Source organism: Bradyrhizobium centrosematis (genome assembly GCF_045571495.1).
Classification (GTDB): Bacteria; Pseudomonadota; Alphaproteobacteria; order Rhizobiales; family Xanthobacteraceae; genus Bradyrhizobium; species Bradyrhizobium centrosematis.
The window spans coordinates 1,729,239-1,750,871 of the sequence record NZ_CP120703.1 but is presented as its reverse complement, the minus strand read 5'-3'; the positions used below and the strand labels follow the sequence as shown (position 1 = coordinate 1,750,871).

Below are 21,633 nucleotides of genomic sequence, written 5' to 3'. Positions count from 1 at the left end.
GCCATCCCGTTGTTCAGTCGATGATATGGTAGCCGCCATCGATATACAGCACCCCGCCGGTCATGAGCTTGGCACCATCGAGCGCCAAAAATGCGGTGGCATTGCCGACATCGTCAATGCTCACGAGACTCCGCGCCGGCGCTTTCGACTGCGCCTTGTCCATCAGTTCATCGAACTCCGGAATACCCGAAGCCGCACGGGTGGCCAACGGCCCCGGCGAGATCGCATGCACCCGGATGCCCTTCGGACCCAGTTCGGCCGCGGCATAGCGAACGGCAGATTCCAGCGCCGCTTTCGCCACGCCCATGATGTTGTAGTTCTCGACCACCATCTGGCTCCCGTAATAGGTCATGGTGAACATCGTGCCGCCGTTCTTCATCAGCGGCTCGGCCAGGTGGGCCATTCGCAGGAAGGACCAGCAGGAGACCTCCATGGTCTTGAGGAAGCCCTCGCGGCCGACGTCGACGACGCGGCCGTGCAGCGCTTCCTTGGGCGAGAACGCGATCGAGTGCAGCAGGAAGTCGAGCTGTCCCCACTCCTTTGCGATCCTTTCAAAGACCTGCTCCGTCTGCCCTTCAACCATCACGTCGAGCGGCATGAAGATCGGCGCTTCCAGCGCCTGGGCGAGCGGCTCGACGTGCTTCTTCGCACGGTCGTTCAGGTAGGTGACGGCGAGCTCGGCCCCGAGCGCTCGGAACGCCCTCGCGCAACCCCAGGCGATGGATTGATCGTTGGCGATGCCGACGACCAGTCCCTTCTTGCCCTTCAGGGCAACCTTGGTATCGGGATAGACGGGAATCATGACACCCTCTCCTGCTTGGGGTTGCTCGATGGCGTGTTCATCAGCAGCGAAAGCGTATGCTGCGCTATCATCAGCTCTTCGTCGGTCGGGACGACGTAAACTGGAATGAGGCTGCCGGGCTGCGAGATCAATCGCGCGTGGCGCGAATTTTGGATTGAGTCCAGCGTCACTCCGAGCCAACCGAGCTGCTCGACCACGCGGGCGCGAATGGTTGCGGAATTCTCGCCGATGCCGGCCGTGAAGACGAAGGCATCGAGACCTTGCAGAGCCGCCGCCAGCATGCCGGCGTTGAGGCCGATCCGGTAGGCGAAATAGTCGATCGCGAGCTTTGCTTTGGGATCCTCGCTCTTTTCCAGCTCGCGCATGTCGTTGCTGACCCCAGAAAGGCCCTTCAAACCGCATTCGCGATAGAGGAAGTCCTGCACGCTGGCAGCAGACATTCCCTTCTCGGCCATGAGGTAGAGCACGACGCCGGGATCGAGCTGGCCCGGCCGGGTTCCCATTGGCAGGCCGTCCAGTGCGGTGAAACCCATGGTGCTCTCGGCGCTGCGCCCGTCCTTCATGGCGCACATCGAGGCACCACTGCCGAGGTGAGCAACGATCACCCGGCGCTTCGCGATCTCCGGCGCAACGCTTGGCAGGGTTCGCGCGATATATTCATAGGACAGGCCGTGAAAGCCGTAGCGCCGCACGCCCTCCGCATGTAGCTGATGCGGGATTGCATAGTAGTCCGCCAGGGGGCCGTGCGTGCGGTGAAATGCGGTATCGAAGCAGGCGACCTGCGGCAGCGTCGGAAAATTCGCCAGGATGGAGCGGATCGGCGACAGGTTGTGCGGCTGGTGCAGTGGCGCGAGATTGACGAAGCGCACCAGCCGGGCCACCACGCCGTGGTCGATCAGAACCGGTTTGTCGTAATCCGGGCCGCCATGAACCACCCGGTGCCCGACCGCAATCGGGTGAATGCGAAGTTCCTCGCGCAGCCACTCGCCGGCAACACCCATCGCAGTCGAGACGTCGGGCACGGCCTCGATCGGATAGGCGCGATCTGCCAGGGGATCACCCGCCGCGCCGCTTGCCTTCAGCCGCGGACGGCTGCCGATGCCATCCATCTGCCCCTTGATCTGCCGCCGCAGCCGGCCCTCAGCCTCGACAGAGAAGATCTGGAATTTGACACTGGAGGACCCGGCGTTGACGACGAGGATCGTATCCATGGCGGTCACGCGGCGATCGTGGGGGCGTGCTTGCGTCGCGCGTTGGCGTAGAGCGACGCCACCGCGCAAGACGCCATCCGCGCACGCGGCGTATCGGCCCGCGAGGTCAGAACGACAGGTACCCGCGCGCCGAGTACGATACCGGCCCCGTCGGCCTTGGCGAAGTAGGCGAGGTTCTTTGCCAGCATGTTGCCGGCCTCGAGATCGGGAACGACCAGGATCTGAGCCTTGCCGGCGACCTCCGACTTGATGCCTTTGATACGCGCCGCCTCAGGGTCGATCGCATTGTCGAACGCCAGCGGCCCGTCAAGCACGCCACCTGTGATCTGGCCGCGGTCGGCCATCTTGCAGAGTGCTGCGGCCTCGATCGTCGACGGAATCTTCGAAGTGACGGTTTCGACCGCCGACAGGATGGCCACCCGCGGGGCCTTGCCGAAGCCCGCCTGTGTGTAAAGATCGATCGCGTTCTGGATGATGTCGCGCTTGGCGTCGAGGTCGGGAAAGATGTTGATGGCGGCGTCCGTCACGAACAAGGTCTCGGCATAGGCCGGAACGTCCATGACGAACACATGGCTGATGCGGCGATCGGTGCGCAGGCCTCCGGCCTTCGCGGTGACGGCCCGCATCAGTTCGTCGGTATGCAGGCTGCCCTTCATCAGCATCTCGCCCTTGGCAGCGTGGATCAGCTCGACCCCTTTCGCCGCGGCGTCCTCGCTGTGTGCGGCATCGATGATCTCGAACCCCGAGATATCCAGATCAAACTTATTGGCTGTATCCCGGACCTTGGCTTCGGGACCGACTAGGATTGGCCGGATGATGCCGGCTCGTGCGCTGTCGAGGGCCCCGCGCAGCGAGGTTTCGTCGCAGGGATGCACCACGACCGTTGGAACCGGAGGAACGGCCTTGGCCGCGGCGATCAGCCGGTCATACTTGCTGGCGAATTGCGATTGCCCGGTTTCGGCTGCCATGACGTTGCTCCCGATCCTATTAACGACGGCTACGACGCTCTCGCCTGGTCGAAAGGGGCAACGTTGCTCGCGCTCCCCTCCCCGGCCTCGATGCCAAGAAGCGTGGCAATCCGCTGGAGACGGTTCGCACGCTCGCCGGTAATCCCGCCGCTGGCGGAGAGCACCTCGCGCATGGATGCAATCAAAGTCCGGCGCTGATTGACGTCATCAGGCAACAGCCTCGGAATAGCGGCGAGCGCACTGTCCTGATCCAGGAGCAACATGAAGAACTGCTCTCGAACCAGCATCTTGAACTCGGCGAGCGACAGACGCGGCCCGCCGTAGTCCCGCCGCACCCGGCGCAGCGCCTCGATGCTGCGCTCGTCGACCATTCCGCGCGCCGATCCGATATAGAGCAGACTTCGAATGGCCGCCTCACGCGGGCCACCCTCGCCGATCTTCAATTTCAATTCGGCGATGCGTTTTTCGAGCATCGTCCGGTGCTCGGCAGACATTTCGCGGCGGCGAGAGACCTCCGACTTAGGATCGATCCCCAACGCCGACTGCAAGGCCGGCGATCCATAGACATTGAGGAAGATGGTCTCGCTCAACGCCTCGGTTGCGTCGCGCCAGCTATCGAGCGCGTGCACGATCTGCTTGGACATCTGCTCCTGGAACGCCAGAAACGGATTGTCCTTCGATACTGGCTTGCGCTTGTCCTCGATCTCCTCCGCGGCCGACCTGACCGTCGCCATCAGCGGATTCTTGCTGCTGAACACCTCATATTGCAGTCGCAGCGGATGCAGGTCGCGCATCGTCTCCGCCAATTGCGGGCCTACGACCTTCTTGATCCAGGGCTGGATAAACTTGCGGTAGGCGGCAAGATTGATCTCGGAAACGCGCTTGGCGGCCGCAAAGCGCCGCTCGTCCTCCGGCGAATTACTGCCCATCGCCCTGATGTCGTCCAGGGTCCGCGCCTCGCAGCGCATGACCCACTTGCCGACGACCAGATCCGAGTTCGTGGTCTCCTCGTCTTTGGCCTCGAAGGTCGCTTCGTAGAGGCCCGGCGGCAGCACGTCGATCAGATCGATGTTTTCGGAGAACTCTGCGTGCTCCTTCTTGGCGACGCCGCCGGAGACAAAGATGCCGAGATGGCCGACGCTTTTGTGAACGGTATAGACGATGGTCTGCCCATAGGCCCTGATCTCGTCGACGTCCGCGTAGCAATCCAGGATCCAGTCGAGAGCCTGCTGGGGGGGCGTGACATTGTCGCCCTCGGAGCAGAACACGAGTATAGGCGATCGGATGTTGCGAAGGTCGACCTTCTGGCCGTCAGACATCTCGATGTTGCCGGCGGCGAGATTATTGCCGATGAAGAGCTCATCGACGATGAACTGGATCTCCTCGGCGTTCAGATTGACGTGCCCGCCCCACCAGCGTTCGAAATCAAGATAGCGGTCTGCCTCGGTGTCGACCTTGGAATAGACGTTGTACTGCTTTGTCCAGAGCGTGTTCGAGGGGTTCTGGTTCTCGAAGTTCTGAACCAGCCACGCGCCGTCGAACTTGCCCGCGCCGAGATCGCTCGCAAGGGCCGTCAGCCAGCTTCCGCCCAACAGACCGCCCGAATAGCGCATCGGATATTTGCCGTGCACGCCGGCCCAATAGGCGAGCGGCGCGCCGGCGATGATGATCGGTCCGAACAGCTCCGGCCGCAGCGAGGCCAGAATCATGACCGCCCAGCCGGCCTGGCAATTGCCGATGACGCAAGGCTTGCCGTCGGCTTTTGGATGCAGGCTGATGACTTTCTCGATGAACAGAGCTTCAGCACGCGCGATGCGCTCGATCGTCTGTCCCGGCATCGGCTCCGGCAGGAAGCCGACGAAATAGCAGGGATGGCCCGCTTTCATCGCGACACCGATCTCGCTGTCGGCCTTGAAACCGCCGATGCCCGGGCCATGTCCGGCGCGCGGATCGACCACGATGAACGGACGCCGATCCAGATCGATCTCGATGCCCTTCGGCGGAATGATGCGGACCAGCGCGTAGTTGACGGGCTCGTCGAGCTTGCGACCATCGATGATCAATTCGGCGGCATATTGCAGGACGTGCGGCGCAGTTTGCGCAACATGCTCGCGATATTGATCGCCGCGCCGGCGCATGACGTCCAGAAACAGCACGCTACGTTGCCCGGCATCGATCAGATAGTCCACCGCCGAAGCAACGAGTCCGGACAGGGGACCACCCGGGAGATTTGGAATTTCCATCGACATGTTCCGACCTCTTTTGTCCGCCCCTTCATAGAAGAACCGCGGCGGGGAGATACGTTGACTTAGGTCAACGGTCGGCCGAACTGCGAGCCGCGGCAGAACGGTCGATGGCGATCCACGCCACCGACAATTCCCAGACGAGCGACAAAACGATAGGTCCGATAAAGAGACCGACAATGCCATGCGCGAGGGTCCCCCCGATCACCCCAAGCAGGATCACCAGAGTCGGCGTGGTGAGCCCACGGCCCATCAGCAGCGGCTTCAAGATGTTGTCGAGGAGACCTACGATCACGAGAAACAGCGTCAGCAGAACTGCCGTGGTGACGTCCTTGTCGGTCCAGATCCAGATGATCACAGGCAGCATGACGATTGCGGCCCCGATTTGCACGATCGAGAGCAGCAGCACGATGAATGCGAGCAGGCCGGCGATCGGAATGCCGGCCAGGTTGAAACCGATCCCCGCAAGCAAAGCCTGGATAACCGCAATACCAATCACACCTTGGGATACCGCGCGGATCGTCGCGCCCGCCAGATCCAGGAAGTGCTCGCTCTGTTCGGGTACGATCCGCGACAGAAATCCCCTTCCAGCCGCCACGAACAGCTGACCATAGGGCAAGATGAACCCAGCCACTGCCACCGACAGCAGAAACTTGACCGCGCCAAGGCCGGCATCCCCGACAAGCCCGAGAAGCGTTCCGGCAAACGGCTTCAGGTAAGGGGCGGCCATGCGCAGAACCGAGCGAAGGTTCGACGATGCCTGGTACCAGAGCTCATAGAGCTGCGATCCGACGAGCGGCCAGCTCTTGATCGCCTCCGGTGCGGACGGGATCTTGAGCTCGCCGGCGGTCAATTGTGCGGCAAACTCCTTGAGTCCCTCCACCGCGCCGATACCGAGCCACGCCGCCGGTCCGATAAGAATGAGAAGATTGAGCGCAGTGAGAAGGCCGGCCGCGAGCTTCGGCCGGCCGCCCAGAATTTTCGCCAGCCTTACGAAGACAGGGTTGAACGCGACGGCCAGCACCATCGCCCAGACGAGAATTGTCCCGAACGGGCGGATCAGGACAAGCGCCCAGATGATCAACAGAGTCAGCAATCCAATGCGGATCACCAGCCGTATCAACTCCTCTCCCGTCAGCAGCTGGCGGAGCGTCCTCACGAGCGCACCTCGTGCTCGTCCTTCTCGAGCCAGATGTTGATGCTCACCAGGAGCACCCAGAACGGGAAGGCGACGAGGCTCCAGTCGATGTAGTAGCTTCCGATCAGGAGGATGGCGGCAACTGCATAGCCACCATAGGCGAGCCAGCGCGGCGTCAGCCCCGTGTAGAGCGCGATCGTCGACGTCGTTATCATGAAGACAGGCTCGGTCTTGACGAGATAGATGTTGACCATTCCGTAGGCCAGGCCCCGCCCGAAATGAAACGTCGCGGAATTGATCAACACGTTCGGCGCGGCGTGGAAGGCCAGAATGACGGCGCCGATGACGGCGGCGGCGGCAAACAACATCGCGAGCAGCAGCACCGCACTGCAGAAGAAGATCGTTGCGAAGAACTGATCCTCGCGCGTGCCCAGCCGGTCCCGCAGGAAGCCGACGAACCAGAGGAATGGCACGCCTGCGAAGGGCACGAGGTTCAACGCCAAAGCGACATTGCCGGTGCCGCCGTGAAGCCAAGCGCCCGGCTCGAGCGGATCGTCCGGGACGGAGCGCCGCATCAACCAGAACACCGCGAGCAGCAGCACCGAGAACAGGATTCCCGCCACCGCCGCGACGCGCGGGGCTCGCAGTCTGGCGCGTGTCAATCCGGTCGCTTGCACGATCACGAGACTGCCCGTCCTTTCTCGCTGGAGCCCGCAAAATTTGCCGATTGCACCTCGTGAGGGTGCGACAAGCCGAGGCCCTGGCGGTCCTCGACACGGGCCGCAGCGCGATCCTCGGAATCGAAGCTGGACCGCTCGATCCCGGCGTCGAGATGACCCAGATAGTCGCGAACCCGCTTCGCACGCCGCTCTTCGCCGCACTCGGCGAGTTCAGCGAGCGCGGCGCGCAGGCGGCGCATTACCTGGATGGAGGTCGATCCGAACTGGCGGATTTCGTCGAAGGCCAGCGCGAGATAATCCTCCCAGGTCGGCATCCGATAGAGCACTCTTGGAACACCCTCTTGGTCGAAGGCCCAACAGGCCTCCAGGTCACATTTCGCCAGCCGCCGCAGCAGGTCCTCGATCTGATCGATGGCCTGCACGGCCGTCGTTGGATCGTTGATGGCCGGAGACAGCGCCTTGATCGCGACATCGACGAGCAGCCGCATGGCATATTTCGGGTCCTGCTCGAAGGTGCGTTGCTCGTCGAGATGAACGCATGCGCTCAGCTCCTTCTCGGCTGTCGGATTGGTCCTGCCCCGGGCGCGCAGCACGACACTGTCCTCGAGCAGCGTGTCGCCGACACCGCACTCCAGCACGATGACGCCGTCCAGCCGGCGCGCGTGGTCGAGCAGCCTGCCGATATCGATCGAGGTCACCGACTGCGGATTGCCGACGTGCCTGACGGTCACGTCCGCCGGATAGGCCTGCTGCTGGGCTGGGACAGCCTTGCCCGATCTCCGCCACGGGGTTGACTGATACGTGCTGGCGATGACCTGCCGGCCGGTATCGCCGAGCGCCTGCAGCACCCTAATGATCTGGAGATTGTTCAAGCGCTGCACGAGCTGCGCAAGCATCAACACGCTGGCCACCAGCATGGTGGCCACGATCGCCGCGGACAGCAGAGGCACGCCTTCGGTCCCCTGGCGATCGACCCAGGCGAGCGTGGAGAGGCTGTACATGAAGGTCGCGACGAACATGCCGAGCGAATGAAACAGCAGCCGGTCTCGCGCGAACCAGACGACGAGGCGGGGCGAATAGGCTAGGGCATTGAACTGCACGAGCACGAAGGCGATCGAGAACACGATGCCGGTCAGCGCCATCATGCCGGAGGCGACTGCCGACAGGTAAGCCTGGGCGGAGGACGTCGACAGGTTGAGGCTGACGGCGAGGAACGACGATTCCACGCGCGGGACCAGGAAGCCGGCCGCAACGCTCGCAATCGCGTAGAGCGTGGGGATCAGCCAGAGCTGCATGCCACTTCCTTTCCCATCCACGGCTTCCGACGAGGCGCAGGCGACAGCATCTTCGCGGTTGCGAGCGGTTCGTTGATCTTGATCAATGATGCGAACTGTGCGCGTGGATCAATGCGCGCTCATGGGACGGCCCCTCGGCCTTCGGGACGCCATGCCGCAACGCAGCCTCTGAACATGAATTCCGCCACTGATCCTTCTCCCTCCTTCGAGACCGCCACCAGCCAGTGGATTCACCTCGTCGGCATCGGGATCGAAATCTTCGGCGTGTTCATCATCGTGATCGGGATCGTCTGGTCCGCGCGCTACGTGTTTGGGCGAAACGTCGCGTCGCGCTACGACAGCTACAAGATCAGCATCGGACGATCGCTGTTGCTCGGGCTCGAGGTGCTGGTTGCAGCCGATATCGTTAAAACGATCGCGATCGAGCTGACGTTCGCAAGCCTCGGCCTATTGGCCGGATTGGTCGTGGTCCGCACCTTCCTGAGCTGGACACTGACATTGGAGATCGAAGGCCGCTGGCCATGGCAGCCGGAGCGCGAGCCTACGGATCAAGCGTAAGGTCGAGAAGCGCGCTCAGCCGACTAAGCGCTCGCCGGCTCTGAATGTTGCCGCAGACGCAATTGGGCTCGACTATCGAATACCGAGCAACGAACGTCGAAAGCCACTCGCAACGGCTTCCTTCCGGCAAACGTAGCTCCCGTTGTCTCCGAGGCCGTAGAGCTTCTGCCCGGCCAGATAGTAGCGCCTGGTCCGGAAATCGAGCCAGACGACTTGGTCATCCGGGCAGTGACGTCCTGCCTGATCCTGGTAGCGAAATGGTGTCAGCGGTATGGCCGCGCGTCGGCGAAGGATTCGAAATCTTGGGTACAAGAGCGGGTACAGAAGGCGCTTGCAGCGCAAGGGTAAGCCGCTACGGATGACGATCAAATCGATACATGATATTGATTTGTCGAAAGAAAATCTTGGTAGCGGGGGACCGCTACAGCGCGAAGCCCACTATTTCGGAAGCCCTATTTTCCTATCGGCGGTCAGCCTGACCCACGAGGTGGCGAGTTGATAATTCGCCAAAATCCGCGGTTCGTGCGCGATTCGCCTCGTCCGCCTCGCCCCCTTCGGGCGAGTTCAATTCATGGGTTCGCAGCACTCGGTTCTTGCGCTTCGTCGGGCGCCACACGCCGAAGTCCTCACCGGCGACGCGCAACGTCCTGGGCCGCCGGAGGAGGCCGTCAGCGTCGTCAAAGCCTATTCACACGTGGCCTAGGCAAACCTGGAGTGCGATCCACTTCTATACCGTGCCCCAATACTCGCGCGCAGTGTCTGGGTCAGTGCCAGCCTGGCGCTTTGAGCCGCTTCGGCAATGAGGTTGCCTTCGACCACGCTGGCGAAGCCGCACTGCGGGCTAAGCGCCAGCAATGAGGGATCGATCAAACGCGCAGCTTTGTCCAGGCGTCGCTTGAGGGTATCTTTATCTTCGAGCCAGGCATGCAAGCCCAGTACGACTTGTTTTTCGTTGAGTATGAAGCGGAGCGGAGCAAATGAGCCGCTGCGCTCGTCGTCATATTCGAGCAGGAAGCGATCGACATTGAGCAACGCAAAACACGCGTCCGTGATCCCTACATGCGTTCCCTGCGCCAGCGATGTGCTGCGCATATTTGCAGCGGCAAATTAATACCGACCGTCGTGTGAGCCGATCTCTCCGAGATGCAGTAGTTGATCCGACGGATATAGCGCCGCAGCCTCGTATGAGAATCTTCACCATTGGCGACGACTTCAGCCCGCAAATTGGGATCGAGGAAGTAGCTGAGCAGGGGATCGTCAATTTGGATATAGTGGCAACCAGTCAAGGCCTGCTCGCCCTACAGCTTTCACTCGATGAACGGCGCCTACGCACTCACTGCGGCCCCGCCGGAACGGGTGCTGAAGCGCGGCGGAGATACCTGGTTCTTCATCACGGCCGACTTCGCGTTTGGCAAGTCGAAGGAAGCCGAAGCGACGAAACGTATCCAAGCAGGCGGCGATCGTAGGCGGCGTGCGTACGCCGCAGGATACGCCCGACTTCTCGTCGTACCTGCTGCAGGGCAGGAGTCTGGTGCCAAGATCATGGCACTGGCCACCGCAGGTAGCGACACCAGCAACGCCATCAAACAGGCGCAGGAATACAGGTGATCGGTCCGAACACTCAGGTCGTCACGTTCCTGATGTTCATCAACGACGTAAACGCATTGGTCTGAAGGACGAACAAGGCTTGATTTCGTCGACGACCGACTATCATGATCTCGACGACGGTAGCCGCAAGCTCGCCAAGCGCTTCTGGGACAAGATGGGCCGGCCGCCGTCCATCGTTCAAGCCGGCGCCTACAGCTCGGTCGTGGACTAAATTAGGACTATCTCAAAGCGATCGCGGCGATGAATTTCAATAACGCGGACAAAGTTGGGCGAAGATGCGCGGGATGCCCTTCGAAGGCGGATTTACCCACGGCGCCCAGATTAGGGCGGATGTCGCCTGCTGCGTGATCTCTATGTGACCGAAGTCAAGAAGCCGGAGAAATCGAAGGGGCCTTGGGACTATTGAAAGATCGTTGCGACAGGAGGTTGATCAAGGCATGGCAGGCGATCCGAAGCTGTTTAGCGAGAACGACGGGCCGATCACGCTCATCACCATCAATCGTCCTGCCGTCCGCAACGCTCTCGCCAGCGCTGCAGTCTACAGTCCTTGGAGACCACCTTAAAGGTTCGCAACCTAGTATCCCGCTGTCGTTCATGATCATTCAAATCCTTTCCTCGGGCGGCGGCGGACCGAGCCGCGGCGGCGTGCGCACGCCGCCGCCTCGTGCGCATTCAGGCGAACGAGCCCTCTCCCGCGGAGTCGCTGCGGTACCGGCTGGGTGAGGTCTGGTAGTACTCCGCGCAGATGGCCGCCATAGCCTCGAGCAACGATTGCCACGGCGCCGGGAAGCGTTCTTCCGCCATGATCTGGTGCAGCATGCGCGTATAGCCGGCCAGCTCATCCTCAAGGAACTCCACCACCGGTATACCTGGATAGCGCTGCAGCAGCAGGACCACCGCGTTGTCGGCCTCCCCGGCCGAACTGTCCTTGTCGCTTCCATGCAGATCGTTCTGCAGGCGCCCTATCGCGGAAATGAGCCGCAGGACCCGCCGAAACGCCGGGCGCGCGCGCAAGGTTGCTAAGTCTAGCCCCCACAGCAATGACAGGCAACAGAACACGTTCGCGTAGGCGATCGAAACGATGCCGTTGTGCAGGTACTCGGCGTAGGACCAGCGTTCCCCCTGCGCGTGTCCAGCGCGAAGAGCCGCGCAGTAGCGCTGGGTATCCTCCAGAAGGTGCGCATAGTCGCGCCGATCGTAGGCGAGCGTCGCCAGCGAAGCACGTTGCATAGCGCAGCCCTCGAATCCGGGAAGTGCGCACGGCTCGCCCTGCCCTACTGCCTGCTCCACCGCGACAAGCTGCTCAGGCGCGATCAAGCCAAGGTCATTGCAGTCGTCGAGCCAGAATAGCAGCGCCAATTCGCGATAGAACGTCACAATCAGCGTTTCGTCCTGCGGGTGGCGACCCGTGCGGGCGCTGATGTCGCGCAAGCCCTGGTGGATGCTCTGCAAGATGTACCGGCCGCCCCTCACCGCTTCTTCGGCATGTTCGTCGGCAAACCCGGTCAGGGATCGTCCCCACTCCAGCACGTGTTGCAGCGCGCGTTCGGGCTGGATCATTGCGTCGCTCCTGCTCCCTCGCCCAGTCCGCGCCGCCCCCAACGAAGCGCCAGCCACAACCCGGCGAGTTCAGCCGCCCGCACGACCCGAGTGGGGCAATACAGTTCCTTGCCGATCCACAGCGGCGTCTGCGGCGATGCATGCACAGCATGGCGGACGAGCATCCACTCCAGCGCACGCGCCACCACCTGCGCGATGCGTCGGCGCCCTGTCGCCTCTTGGTTCTGGTCGATCACGTACAGCGCAAACAGCGCATACGCAGTCTCCTCAAGCGTGGACGTGCGGCCGGAGCCCCACCCGCCATCATGGCGCTGCGCCTGCAGCAGCGCCGCTAGCGCACGCTCGTCGCGCCAATCGGGCTTGCCTTGCGCTAGCGCAGCTATCGCATGCGCGGTGGTGTAGAGCCACGAAACGTGCCATTTCTCGTTGTCCCATAGCCCGCGCGGACTGCGATTGGCCTCAACGTACGCGCAGGTGGTTGCCGAGGGCTTGCCTAAAAGTCGTAGCGCATGCAGGGCGTGGATGTTGGTAGACACCGAGGTATTGCGTTCGCCGGGAAAGGTTGCGAAAAGCTCGCCGCTTTCGAAGCGGCGCAACGCATCGATCGCCGGGTCGCGGCCCGCAAGATGCAGGACGCACAGCGCAACGGCGGTGTCGTCGGCATCGGGCGCGAAGTGCAAGGCCGGGCCGAGACCGCGAACGCTCAGATGGGCTTCGAGCTGCGCGACGATCACGCGGACCGCCTCGGCGAGGGCGGGATGCGCTAACAGACCGGCGAAATGCAGTGTGTACAGCGACCAGCATGGTTCGAACACATCGATAGGCCAGACGTTGGGAACCACACCTTCGATGCCACAGCGCGTCGCCCGGGAGGCCGTCTGCAGATAGCCATCGGCGCGCGCGACGGACGGCGTATTCCCCTGTATTACGGCGTACGCACGCCAGGCGGCAGTAGCCGCCGGACTGATGCCGATGCTACCGTCGTCATCCGGGAATGCGGTGGTGGGCGATGTCCCCCAGGCTTCCCAAGAGTGTAGCATCGGATGGCCGCTCGGCAACATCGCCCCCGCCGCTAGCTTGGCCAAGCGCGCTTGCCGCAGCGGCAACAACGCTGGATGGCGCGGAAACCCTACGTCCCCCAGCAAGGATGCAGCCTCGTCGCAAAACTGCGGCAGGATCAGCTCAGCGCCGATCGGCGCGTCTTCCGGAACCGCATCCACGTAGGGATCAGGTTCGCGCTGAAGGAACCGGGTGGCAGCACGGAGTGCGTCAGCGGCACCAAGAAGAGGATCGACACGCCGCAATGCCAGCAATGCCGCCCACGTGGGCGCATGGCGGAAAAGAGGGAAGTCCGCGCTTCCCCATCCGCCGTCGGCCTGCTGCTGCGCGATGAGCCACGCGTATGCGTCTTGCCGATCCGCGAGCTTGCCGTAGAAGCGCAGCGCTTGCGCCGTATCGTAGACGGACGGACCGACACTGCCGCCATCGCTCATTTCGCACAGCAGGCGGTGCAATTCGGAAAGGATCTGCTCGGACAGCACGTTCACGAAGGAGGCCCTTTTGCTGACGGTTGACGAGAAGCGGGATTCGGCAGTCATTCCGCATGTCGCCGCAGGCACGCCCCCGGAGCCGGCAACCGCAGCAATCAGCGCCGAGGGACCGGGGGTAGGCAGCAGCATGCACGGCTGCCGCCGGCAGATGGAGCGGGACAGCGGCGGCTCAATGAGGGGGGCGCGTTCAAGCGCATGGCGCGTGCTGGAAGAGATACACGTTGGTCCGCCCTAAGAGTTGCGCCAGCCGTTCCGCACGCGGCCCCAGTGGCGCGATTGCCTCCCCGGCATCTCGTAACAGATCCAGCGCGAACTGACGTGCTGCCTGCAGTCCCATGATCGACGCGCAGGTCGGCTTCTGTGCCGCCGCGTCCTTGCCGGTGGTCTTGCCCAGCGTCGCGGTATCCGCTGTCACGTCGAGAATGTCGTCGATTACTTGCAACGCCAGGCCGAAACCGGCGCTGTAGTGATCAAGCGCACGGTATAGCGCTGCGTGCGCAGCATCCTCCTCGACCGCACATAGTGCGCCCATGCGAACGGATGCGCGTACCAGCGCTCCGCTCTTCATCCGGTGCATCGCCACAATCCTGTCCAACTCGACGTGCTTTCCAACCAGCGACAGATCCATGGCCTGCCCGCCCGCAGCACCCTGGGCTGACACCGCCTGCGCCAGTTCGCGCACAAGCGCGATACGGTTTTCGCCCGGCGCATTCAGGCCCGCCAGGGTTAGAAAGGCGTGCGCCTGCAGCGCATCGCCGACCAGGATCGCAGTAGCTTCGCCAAACTTGACGTGGACGGTCGGAAAGCCACGACGAAGCACATCGTCATCCATCGCGGGCAGATCGTCGTGGACCAGGGTACAGGCGTGCATCATCTCGATGGCGGCGCCGACGTCGTCGAGCATGTGCGCCGGCCTGTCGGCCAATGCGCCGGCTGCCAGACAGAGCAAGGCGCGGGTGCGCTTCCCGCCATGCAAGGTGGCGTAACGCATCGCCGCCATCAGATCGGTCTCACCGTCATGTTCGGCGCAAAGAAGACGCGCAAGCACCCGTTCGACCCGCTTTGTTCCGTCCCGCATCCAGATCTCGGGCTGCGGCCCGCCAGATGGGTCGGCGGCCAATCCGCCGGACTCACCAGTTCTGTCGTTCTGTGGCGTGTAACCGGTCTGCATGTTGTTCATATCCTTATCCTAGCCGCCGAGGTGTCGTCGAGATCGCACCGTGCAGCGGCGGCAGCGCTGGCGCTGCTGCGTCGATACCGGGGCACGCGATGCCAACTCATGAGAATCCGATGCGGATAGTCATGGACGGATGTGCGGTCGGGTAGTACCGCCGGCCTTTTTCGACGCCGCTTAGCAGCCGCGGCCGCATCTTGGCCGCGCCCATGGTGAACGCCAAGGTGATGGAGAACTGGACCAATTCCATCCATGCCAAGTGGTAGCCCATACAGACGTGTGGGCCTGTACCGAACTGCAGCATGTCCACCGGCCGAATCGGCTCTGTGCGTTCCAACCACCGCGCCAGCCGAAACTGATCGGGCGCCTCGTGCATCACCGCCGAGTTAGAGAAATGCAGCAGCGGGATGCACAGATCGGTGCCCGCGGGAATGCGCCGTTGTCCGAGTCGCAATTCACGCACTGCGCGACGTACCAGGAGCGGCGTCGGCGGATGCATGCGTAGTGTCTCACGGAACAGCGCCTCCGCTACCGGACACTGCACCAAGTCCCCGTGCCGGGTCGGCACCGCGCCCACGCGGTGCGCCTCCTCGACCAGAGCGTCCCACAGCCCGGGCTGGCGCGCCAGCTCGATCACCATCCAGGCCATCGTCGAGGCGGTGGTGTCGTGCCCCCCAAGCAGCAGCAAACGGACATTGGCAACCAGGACCTCATCGGAGAGCGCGCTGTTGCTGCGATCGAAGGCGCTCACCATGTCGTTCATCAAAGCGGTGCGCGCGGCATGTTCACGCGCGTCGCGAATGAACTGACGCAGCCGCCCATCGATCCAGTTGCGGGCAGCGCGGCCGCGCCGCAAAGGCAATCCGGGCAGATCGATCGGGGGCGCGACAATCAACTGTAGCAGTTGCCGGTACTTGCGATGCCATTCCGGCAGCTCCTGCGTAGGGATTCCCATGAGGCTGAAGATGAGCTCGAGCGTCAGATCGCCAGTTTCGCGCAGGATGGGTACGTCGCCGCGGTCCCGCCATCTCTGCACCCGCGCCCGGATAATGGGCGCGAACAAATCGCCGATGCCGGCTTGGGTCAAGCCCATGGGTAGGAACGCCGCTTGGATCGCATCACGCGCCTGCCGGTGCGCGCCGCCGTCCTGCACCACCAACGTTCCCCCAAAAACTTCGGGCGCAATCTTTTCGATCAGCGCCGAGGATACGTCGCGGTGTCGCAGCAGTGCGAACGCCTCCGAATCCATGGAGGTCATCAAGTGTCCGACAGGCCCGAAATCCAGCCAGAAGTGGCTCCCCAACGTCTGTTCCGCTTGCCGTAGCAGACGCGGCAGGTCGCAGACGATGGCGGGAAGATGCCCGATCAACGGGAAAGCGCCGGGCACGACCGGGATGCCGTGCCGCAGCCGATGTCGGCGATTCAGCGGGTTGAGCAGCATGTCTATCACCAACGCGGCAACTGGGCCGATTTGGTGGTCTCGCCGAAAGTCCGTGCAGCGGGGCTGTTGCCACCGTCGGCGTAAGTCGGCACATGCGCCAGCATGCCGCCGTCGATGCACAAGACCTGGCCGGTGATGAACGTAGCATCGTCGGAGAGCAGGAAGGCCACCAGCGCGGCCACGTCCTCGGGGCGGCCGACCCGCGGCAGGAGCTGATGCCGGCGCAGATGCCGTTGCATGCATTCGTCTAGCTTGGCGAGAAGACGCTCGGTCATGATGAGACCCGGTGCAACTGCGTTGCAGCGGATATGCGCATGACCGTACTGGGTGGCTAGCGAGGCCGACAGCATGTTCATCGCTGCCTTGGACGCAGCATAAGACGTCTGCGCGGTGTCACCGCTGAGCCCCTGACACGACGACATGTTGACTATCGCGCCCCCGCCGCGGACGACCATCTGTGGGATGGCCTGCCGGCAGCAGAGCAACGTGCCGCGCAGATTGGTCGTCATAGTCTGATCCCAGACCGCAAGGTCCAGGTCGAGGATCGCGCGGTCGCGCAGGGTCAGATGCATGGCGCTCGCGTTGTTCACCAGCAGGTCGACCCCACTGAAACGCCGCTCCGCCATCTCGAACAGCTCTGCCACAGCCTGTGCATCGGCGATGTCGGTAGCCAGGGCCGGCGCGTGCCCCCCCTCCGCGGCGATTTGCGTGGTGCAGGCGATGGCCGCCGAGCCGTCAATGTCGGCGACCATCACTTTGCCGCCCTCGCGCGCGATGGCGAGGGCGCATGCCTTACCGATACCAGCGCCGGCGCCGGTCACGACAGCTACCTTGCCTTCAAACCGTCCCATCCGTTCCTCTTGTATTGCGTTCGTCTCTTGCGGCATGCCGCTCGCCTCCCGCCGGGGAAGACGCATTGTCGATGCGGACGTGCTCGTCATCGCCAACTTCGCTTTCGATAACTCGAATGGCGGCGACCGGACATTGACTGGCTGCGAGCCGCACGGCGGCGTGCAGCGTCTGCGGGACTCGATCTCCGGCCACTTCGGCTACCCCGTCCGATTTGCGCCGGCGAAAGGTGCCCGGCAGTGCCAGCACGCACTGTCCGCTGGTCCCGCACAGATCCCGGTCGACCACGACGCACATCTCAGCCCCCCGCGCACGCAGCCGTACCGGCAGCGAACGGAACGTTCTAAGGAATGCAGAGGGTTCCCGCGTAGGCTGCTCGGCCAATGCCAATGTCGGGAAGCGGACCTGAATCCGTGGCAAACACTCCGCCAACTGCACCCGGGCCAGTTCCGCACCAAGGCAGAAGTGGATGCCATGGCCAAAACTCAGCATGATTTTCCCGTCGGCCGACATGCCAGGAGTGGTGCCGTAGAACCGCGCTGGATCGAAGCGGTCGGGGTCGGCGAAGGCGTCCGGGTCGCGATTGCCGGATGCGACCAGAACGCGCACGTCCGCGTTCTTCGGGATCACCACGCTGCCAAGCTCGATGTCGCGCTGGGCGATGCGCGGGATAGAGCTAAACAAAGCGGGCGCATCGTAGCGTAGCACTTCTTCGACGAATGCTTTGACACCCATGGCGTCTCGCTGCAGCCAGTGCTGCTGTTCGGGATACGCCAGCATCGCCAAGACCGCATGATCGATTGTTGCCGCAGTTGTGGTGAATCCGCCCAGCAGCATGCCCCATAACATGCTGATCAGCTCCGCATCCGACAGGGTGTCGGCATCATCGTCGTGTACGCTGACCAGCATCGACACGATGTCGTGGCAAGGAGCGGCACGCTTGCGCTGTATGAGCCCCCCGAAGTAAGCCTTCACTCTAGTACTGGCCGCGTCCGCGGCGGCGATTTGGGGATCGCTTGCGCGCGGGCTCAGGCCCTCCAGAATGGCGCCGATGCTTGTGGCGAGATCAAACATGTCCCCTTCGGGCATGCCAAACATTTCGGCAAAGACCAGCATGGGCACGACCAGCGCAAATTCCCGATGCAGGTCCACGGTCTCCCCGCGCTCCAGCGCGGGCGCCATGCTGTCCAGTCGTGCCGCGACAATGCCCGCAATACTCGGCCGCAGTTTGTCGATCTGGAGCATGGTGAAATCGCGCGAGATCAGCCGGCGCAGACGCGTGTGGTTCGGTGGGTCCTTCATCGCTAGCGTGGAGGCCAGCATATGAAGCGAAAGGCTGGTCGCCGCCTGCGGAAAATAGCGCGCCAACTCGCCCAGCGCCGGCCCCCGAAACGCGTCGCCTGTTGCATTGAGCGCCCAGTAGATGTCGGCGTGGCGGCTCAACAGAAAGAGGCCCGACGACGCACGATGCACCGGATCGTGCTCGCGCAACCACCGCATGAACGGATACGGGTCGCGGATCCGCGACGGCGATGCTAGTTCGGCGAAGGCGTCCCGGCATTCAGCCGTGATTTCTTGTACGTCCATCTTCAATACCTGTGGGCGGGCTGATCTGACCGTTACGCAGCTGGCGGGCCGGAAAATTGCGGAGACGGTTGCATCCCCAGCGATCTCTGCACATCACCAGCGCACGAGGAACTTCTCGAACCCACGTGTGATGATCTCCTTGCGCAAATTCAGTGCCACGGGCGCCACGGCCAGGCGCAGCGCGGGGAAGCGCTGGAAGATCGAACCGAACAACGCCTTGAGCTCCAGCCTGGCCAGCGCCCCACCGATGCAGGAGTGCGGACCGCAGGAGAACGCCAGGTGCGGCTCTCTCTCGCGTTCGATGTCGAAGAATTCCGGGTCGTCGAAATGGCGCGGATCGAACGAGGTTGCTGGCAGGCCGACCAGCACCTTACTCTCCGCACGAATATGCACGCCTGCGATGGTTACGTCGCTCCTTGGATAGCGCATGATGCCGTCCCAGCCTGCGCCCGGGGGGTACATCCGCAGCATTTCCTCCAGCGGCTTGTCCACCAGGGATGGATCGCCGACAAGGCGTTCTCGCTGTTGTGGATGGCGGAGCATGGCCAGTAGGCCGAATTCGATCTGCGCGACGGTGCTCTCGTGCCCGGCCACCAGCATACCCGCCGCCAAGCCTGCCGCCTCTTCCTCGCTCGCCTTGCCCTGCTCGACGGCCACCAGCAGATCCGTAAGCAGGTTCTCGCCCGGATCCTGGCGCTTGTCCCACATCTTGCCACGAATGTAGGCGCGCAGTTCTTCGCAGGCCAGCAGCGAAGCGCTGCTCGGGCCGCTTTCATGCTGGTGCGTCATCACCTCGTCCGACAGCCTCGCGAAAAAGGCGTGATCCTCGTAGTGCACGCCAATCAGCGCGCTGATGAGCATGGCCGGAAGCGGAAAGGAGAGGTGCCGCCGCAGATCCGCGGGCTGGGGCAGGGCCGCCAGCGCCTCGAGCAAGTGCGCGGCGATTGCCTCGACCTGCTGCGCTAGCAGCTTCATCCGGCGATCGCTAAAGGCCGGAGCGACGATCGTACGTAACCGAGCATGCTCCCGTCCCTCGTGCGAGACCAGCCACCCCGGCGAGCCGAGAATCACCGAATCCGGGGTGAATGCCACCGGCGGCATTCCCGCGGGCCGGAACGCTGCGTTCGACAGCACCGCCTTGGCCTCGTCGTAGCCTGTCACCCACCAGCCGTCGTGCCCGGACGGGAAACGAACGCGGTGGATCGGACCGTTGGCGCGTAGCGCCAACATCTCGGGCGAGGGCTCAATGTGATCGCCGCGCCACATCGGCAGCGTCGGCAAGGGCAGCTGTTGGGGCATAATGGCGCTTCAATCTCAAAGCAATGGAAGAGCAAAAGGTGACCAGCGAGCGCTGCGGGCAGCGAATGATGTAAGACAGCGTGTAGACGAGATCCTCCGCGGCGATGGAGCGCGGCGATGGTCAACGCCACCCTCTCCAACCGCACGAACAGCACGGGGGAGCGCAGCGCAATTCCCGGGCGCGCTAGCTCGGCGCCTCCAGCTAGAAATGCGGGCCCTTACCGAACGACAAGTGCGGGCTGTGCGGCCGGTTGACATTGGATCTGTCGGAATCGCCATAGATAGACTGAATGTTGGAATTGACGAAGGAGGTTCGATTAATCCCGCCACCCAAGTCTCCACCAATATAGCCTCGGATCAGTCCCACAGCGCCGATTGCGGTCTCACTCCACGCTCAAGGTCTTTTCCCGTTTGGTTGCATCGCTTGCGAGGAGCGCAATTCTTGTGGGTTCCCAAAAGAAGAACTCTAGATCGCATCCAACACTTCCCTGCACTTTTCGGTCTACAGCCGAGCAGCAAACTATTGCCACAGCGAACTGTTGGAGGGACCAGACGCGAAGAGCGACGCGCCTCGAAGATCACCACACTGCCATTGGTGACGATGCCGTAAACAGAGCAAATTGCGTGCCGCCGTGAATTCACAGGCCAACGAGGCGCTTCATAGCTGCGTGTAGTGTCAGGTTCCCAGCATTGAGTCTCAATGCCGACAATCGGCGCAGCAACTACGACAAAAGGCTGCCCCCGCGCTCAATGTGCAAGGCAGCTATCGCGCGAAACTTCAAGCAGTCGGATTGGTCGCAGCAGGTGTGGTACGCGGAGACCACTCCGATGTCGGCAGTCGCTATCCGGGACAGCGGAGCCGGCTTAGATAGCGAACTCTTTCGACGGCATGTCATGATGACGGTGTCGAGCGGCGGCAGCGATGGGGGAGGAGAGCAATCGTTCGACCTAGGTCAGAAGCGTGGCCATCCCACGGACTGATCAGACCACGCATGGCACCGCTTTCGTCGATGAAGACGAAGCGCTTAGGATTAACATCGATTTGCTCTTCAAACCGCTTCTCGGGCGCAGCATTTATCTCTGCGCCGCACCTCGGAGACGCGCCCTATCTTTTCTGCAGCTAAAGAAGCGCCAGAGCGACGCGGTACCGGCCGATATTCTACGGCGTTTCAAATGTTCTCGGTGCCTGTGATATTTTCGCGGTCACCGCCTCCAAAACTAGCTGCGAGTGTGCCTCGATACGCTGCGACATGCGGTGGAAGCCATGGACGTTAGTAACAAATCGCAAATTTCCCAGGCGACTGCGTCAACGGATCGCGCTGGCTGGACTAACGCCAAAACGCTCGGCGGCCCTGTCGACGGGACGAGCCCCTGTCAATCGCAGCTACCATTCTTTGGTGAAGATCAACAGAGGGCCTTAGTCATGCATGTTCCCCCTATTCGCCAGCGTCCAACTTTCACCTGACACGCGCCTTTTAAGGATCACCTGTGGAAAAATGCTCCAGAGCAGCAATCTCCTTGAGCAGGCACTTCATTGGGGACTAAATCACGCCGATCGCGACTAAGATTGGGCGCACGCCGTGAGTTAACGAAGTCGCAGAATTTAGATCAGACCGTATTTGTGGAATGCCGCTCTCGGATACATTTATGCGAGACATGGCTTACTAGTT

At 62.6% G+C, this 21,633-nt stretch carries 18 protein-coding genes and 1 pseudogene; 3 read left to right on the top strand and 16 right to left on the bottom strand.

Features of this window, described 5'->3' with window-relative positions; translation table 11 throughout:
- Positions 1–13 precede the first annotated feature (13 nt).
- The 7 genes from fabI to P6U31_RS08360 all read right to left on the bottom strand — a co-directional run bounded on the left by fabI (position 14) and on the right by P6U31_RS08360 (position 8,337).
- A complete protein-coding gene (gene fabI / locus P6U31_RS08390) occupies positions 14–802 on the bottom strand; it encodes an enoyl-ACP reductase FabI (RefSeq protein ID WP_407187736.1) in 789 nt (262 codons plus the stop codon).
- Positions 799–2,013 carry an acetate/propionate family kinase gene (locus P6U31_RS08385; RefSeq protein ID WP_407189795.1) on the bottom strand — a complete coding sequence of 405 codons (1,215 nt, stop codon included), beginning with the start codon at positions 2,011–2,013 and terminating at the stop codon, positions 799–801. Before P6U31_RS08385 ends, fabI begins: the two co-directional genes overlap by 4 nt.
- A gap of 5 nt (positions 2,014–2,018) precedes the next feature.
- Positions 2,019–2,981: a phosphate acetyltransferase gene (locus P6U31_RS08380; protein ID WP_407187735.1), complete on the bottom strand. Its 963-nt coding sequence runs from the start codon at positions 2,979–2,981 to the stop codon at positions 2,019–2,021.
- A 29-nt stretch (positions 2,982–3,010) separates the two neighbouring features.
- Positions 3,011–5,230 (bottom strand): DUF3141 domain-containing protein, encoded by a 2,220-nt coding sequence (locus tag P6U31_RS08375; protein ID WP_407187734.1) that lies wholly within the window; start codon positions 5,228–5,230, stop codon positions 3,011–3,013.
- A 64-nt stretch (positions 5,231–5,294) separates the two neighbouring features.
- Positions 5,295–6,383, bottom strand: a complete 1,089-nt coding sequence (locus tag P6U31_RS08370; RefSeq protein WP_407187733.1) for an AI-2E family transporter — start codon at positions 6,381–6,383, stop codon at positions 5,295–5,297.
- Positions 6,380–7,024, bottom strand: a complete 645-nt coding sequence (locus P6U31_RS08365; protein ID WP_407187732.1) for a hypothetical protein — start codon at positions 7,022–7,024, stop codon at positions 6,380–6,382. The genes P6U31_RS08370 and P6U31_RS08365 overlap by 4 nt, the downstream gene beginning before the upstream one ends.
- A 17-nt stretch (positions 7,025–7,041) precedes the next feature.
- Positions 7,042–8,337, bottom strand: a complete 1,296-nt coding sequence (locus P6U31_RS08360) for a DUF2254 domain-containing protein (protein ID WP_407187731.1) — start codon at positions 8,335–8,337, stop codon at positions 7,042–7,044.
- Between the two features lie 174 nt (positions 8,338–8,511).
- Here P6U31_RS08360 and P6U31_RS08355 point away from each other — a divergent pair, with 174 nt between their 5' ends.
- Complete coding sequence (locus tag P6U31_RS08355) at positions 8,512–8,895, top strand: DUF1622 domain-containing protein (RefSeq protein WP_407187730.1); 384 nt, start codon at positions 8,512–8,514, stop codon at positions 8,893–8,895.
- Between the two features lie 699 nt (positions 8,896–9,594).
- Here P6U31_RS08355 and P6U31_RS08350 read toward each other — a convergent pair.
- On the bottom strand, positions 9,595–9,987 hold the full coding sequence (locus tag P6U31_RS08350) for a hypothetical protein (protein WP_407187729.1): 393 nt from the start codon (positions 9,985–9,987) through the stop codon (positions 9,595–9,597).
- Positions 9,988–10,209: 222 nt separating this feature from the next.
- On the opposite strand from P6U31_RS08350, the gene P6U31_RS08345 reads away from it, so the two are divergent.
- Both P6U31_RS08345 and P6U31_RS08340 read left to right on the top strand, forming a co-directional pair.
- Entirely contained in the window at positions 10,210–10,503 is a 294-nt protein-coding gene (locus tag P6U31_RS08345) for an ABC transporter substrate-binding protein (protein ID WP_407187728.1), read from the top strand.
- Positions 10,504–10,582: 79 nt separating this feature from the next.
- Complete coding sequence (locus P6U31_RS08340) at positions 10,583–10,714, top strand: hypothetical protein (protein WP_407187727.1); 132 nt, start codon at positions 10,583–10,585, stop codon at positions 10,712–10,714.
- Between the two features lie 461 nt (positions 10,715–11,175).
- On the opposite strand, the gene P6U31_RS08335 is transcribed toward P6U31_RS08340, so the two are convergent.
- The 8 genes and pseudogenes from P6U31_RS08335 to P6U31_RS08300 all read right to left on the bottom strand — a co-directional run bounded on the left by P6U31_RS08335 (position 11,176) and on the right by P6U31_RS08300 (position 19,963).
- Complete coding sequence (locus P6U31_RS08335; RefSeq protein WP_407187726.1) at positions 11,176–12,063, bottom strand: terpene synthase family protein; 888 nt, start codon at positions 12,061–12,063, stop codon at positions 11,176–11,178.
- Positions 12,060–13,610, bottom strand: a complete 1,551-nt coding sequence (locus P6U31_RS08330) for a hypothetical protein (RefSeq protein WP_407189794.1) — start codon at positions 13,608–13,610, stop codon at positions 12,060–12,062. Before P6U31_RS08330 ends, P6U31_RS08335 begins: the two co-directional genes overlap by 4 nt.
- 190 nt (positions 13,611–13,800) lie before the next feature.
- Positions 13,801–14,784: a polyprenyl synthetase family protein gene (locus tag P6U31_RS08325; protein WP_407189793.1), complete on the bottom strand. Its 984-nt coding sequence runs from the start codon at positions 14,782–14,784 to the stop codon at positions 13,801–13,803.
- Between the two features lie 106 nt (positions 14,785–14,890).
- Entirely contained in the window at positions 14,891–16,234 is a 1,344-nt protein-coding gene (locus P6U31_RS08320) for a cytochrome P450 (RefSeq protein ID WP_407189792.1), read from the bottom strand.
- Positions 16,234–17,079, bottom strand: a complete 846-nt coding sequence (locus tag P6U31_RS08315) for an SDR family oxidoreductase (RefSeq protein WP_407187725.1) — start codon at positions 17,077–17,079, stop codon at positions 16,234–16,236. The genes P6U31_RS08320 and P6U31_RS08315 overlap by 1 nt, the downstream gene beginning before the upstream one ends.
- Positions 17,066–17,374, bottom strand: coding sequence for a ferredoxin (locus P6U31_RS08310; protein ID WP_407189791.1), 309 nt, complete (start codon positions 17,372–17,374; stop codon positions 17,066–17,068). Before P6U31_RS08310 ends, P6U31_RS08315 begins: the two co-directional genes overlap by 14 nt.
- A gap of 6 nt (positions 17,375–17,380) precedes the next feature.
- A pseudogene (locus P6U31_RS08305) lies at positions 17,381–18,664 on the bottom strand (cytochrome P450); the annotation flags it as partial.
- A gap of 93 nt (positions 18,665–18,757) precedes the next feature.
- Complete coding sequence (locus P6U31_RS08300; protein WP_407187724.1) at positions 18,758–19,963, bottom strand: cytochrome P450; 1,206 nt, start codon at positions 19,961–19,963, stop codon at positions 18,758–18,760.
- Positions 19,964–21,633: the final 1,670 nt, after the last annotated feature.

Bases quoted from the DNA above. Each gene is read 5' to 3' on its own strand.
- fabI (WP_407187736.1), bottom strand. From the start codon at position 802: ATGATTCCCGTCTATCCCGATACCAAGGTTGCCCTGAAGGGCAAGAAG.
- P6U31_RS08385 (WP_407189795.1), bottom strand. From the start codon at position 2,013: ATGGATACGATCCTCGTCGTCAACGCCGGGTCCTCCAGTGTCAAATTC.
- P6U31_RS08380 (WP_407187735.1), bottom strand. From the start codon at position 2,981: ATGGCAGCCGAAACCGGGCAATCGCAATTCGCCAGCAAGTATGACCGG.
- P6U31_RS08375 (WP_407187734.1), bottom strand. From the start codon at position 5,230: ATGTCGATGGAAATTCCAAATCTCCCGGGTGGTCCCCTGTCCGGACTC.
- P6U31_RS08360 (WP_407187731.1), bottom strand. From the start codon at position 8,337: ATGCAGCTCTGGCTGATCCCCACGCTCTACGCGATTGCGAGCGTTGCG.
- P6U31_RS08355 (WP_407187730.1), top strand. From the start codon at position 8,512: ATGAATTCCGCCACTGATCCTTCTCCCTCCTTCGAGACCGCCACCAGC.
- P6U31_RS08350 (WP_407187729.1), bottom strand. From the start codon at position 9,987: ATGCGCAGCACATCGCTGGCGCAGGGAACGCATGTAGGGATCACGGAC.
- P6U31_RS08345 (WP_407187728.1), top strand. From the start codon at position 10,210: ATGAACGGCGCCTACGCACTCACTGCGGCCCCGCCGGAACGGGTGCTG.
- P6U31_RS08335 (WP_407187726.1), bottom strand. From the start codon at position 12,063: ATGATCCAGCCCGAACGCGCGCTGCAACACGTGCTGGAGTGGGGACGA.
- P6U31_RS08325 (WP_407189793.1), bottom strand. From the start codon at position 14,784: ATGCAGACCGGTTACACGCCACAGAACGACAGAACTGGTGAGTCCGGC.
- P6U31_RS08315 (WP_407187725.1), bottom strand. From the start codon at position 17,079: ATGGGACGGTTTGAAGGCAAGGTAGCTGTCGTGACCGGCGCCGGCGCT.
- P6U31_RS08310 (WP_407189791.1), bottom strand. From the start codon at position 17,374: ATGTGCGTCGTGGTCGACCGGGATCTGTGCGGGACCAGCGGACAGTGC.
- P6U31_RS08300 (WP_407187724.1), bottom strand. From the start codon at position 19,963: ATGCCCCAACAGCTGCCCTTGCCGACGCTGCCGATGTGGCGCGGCGAT.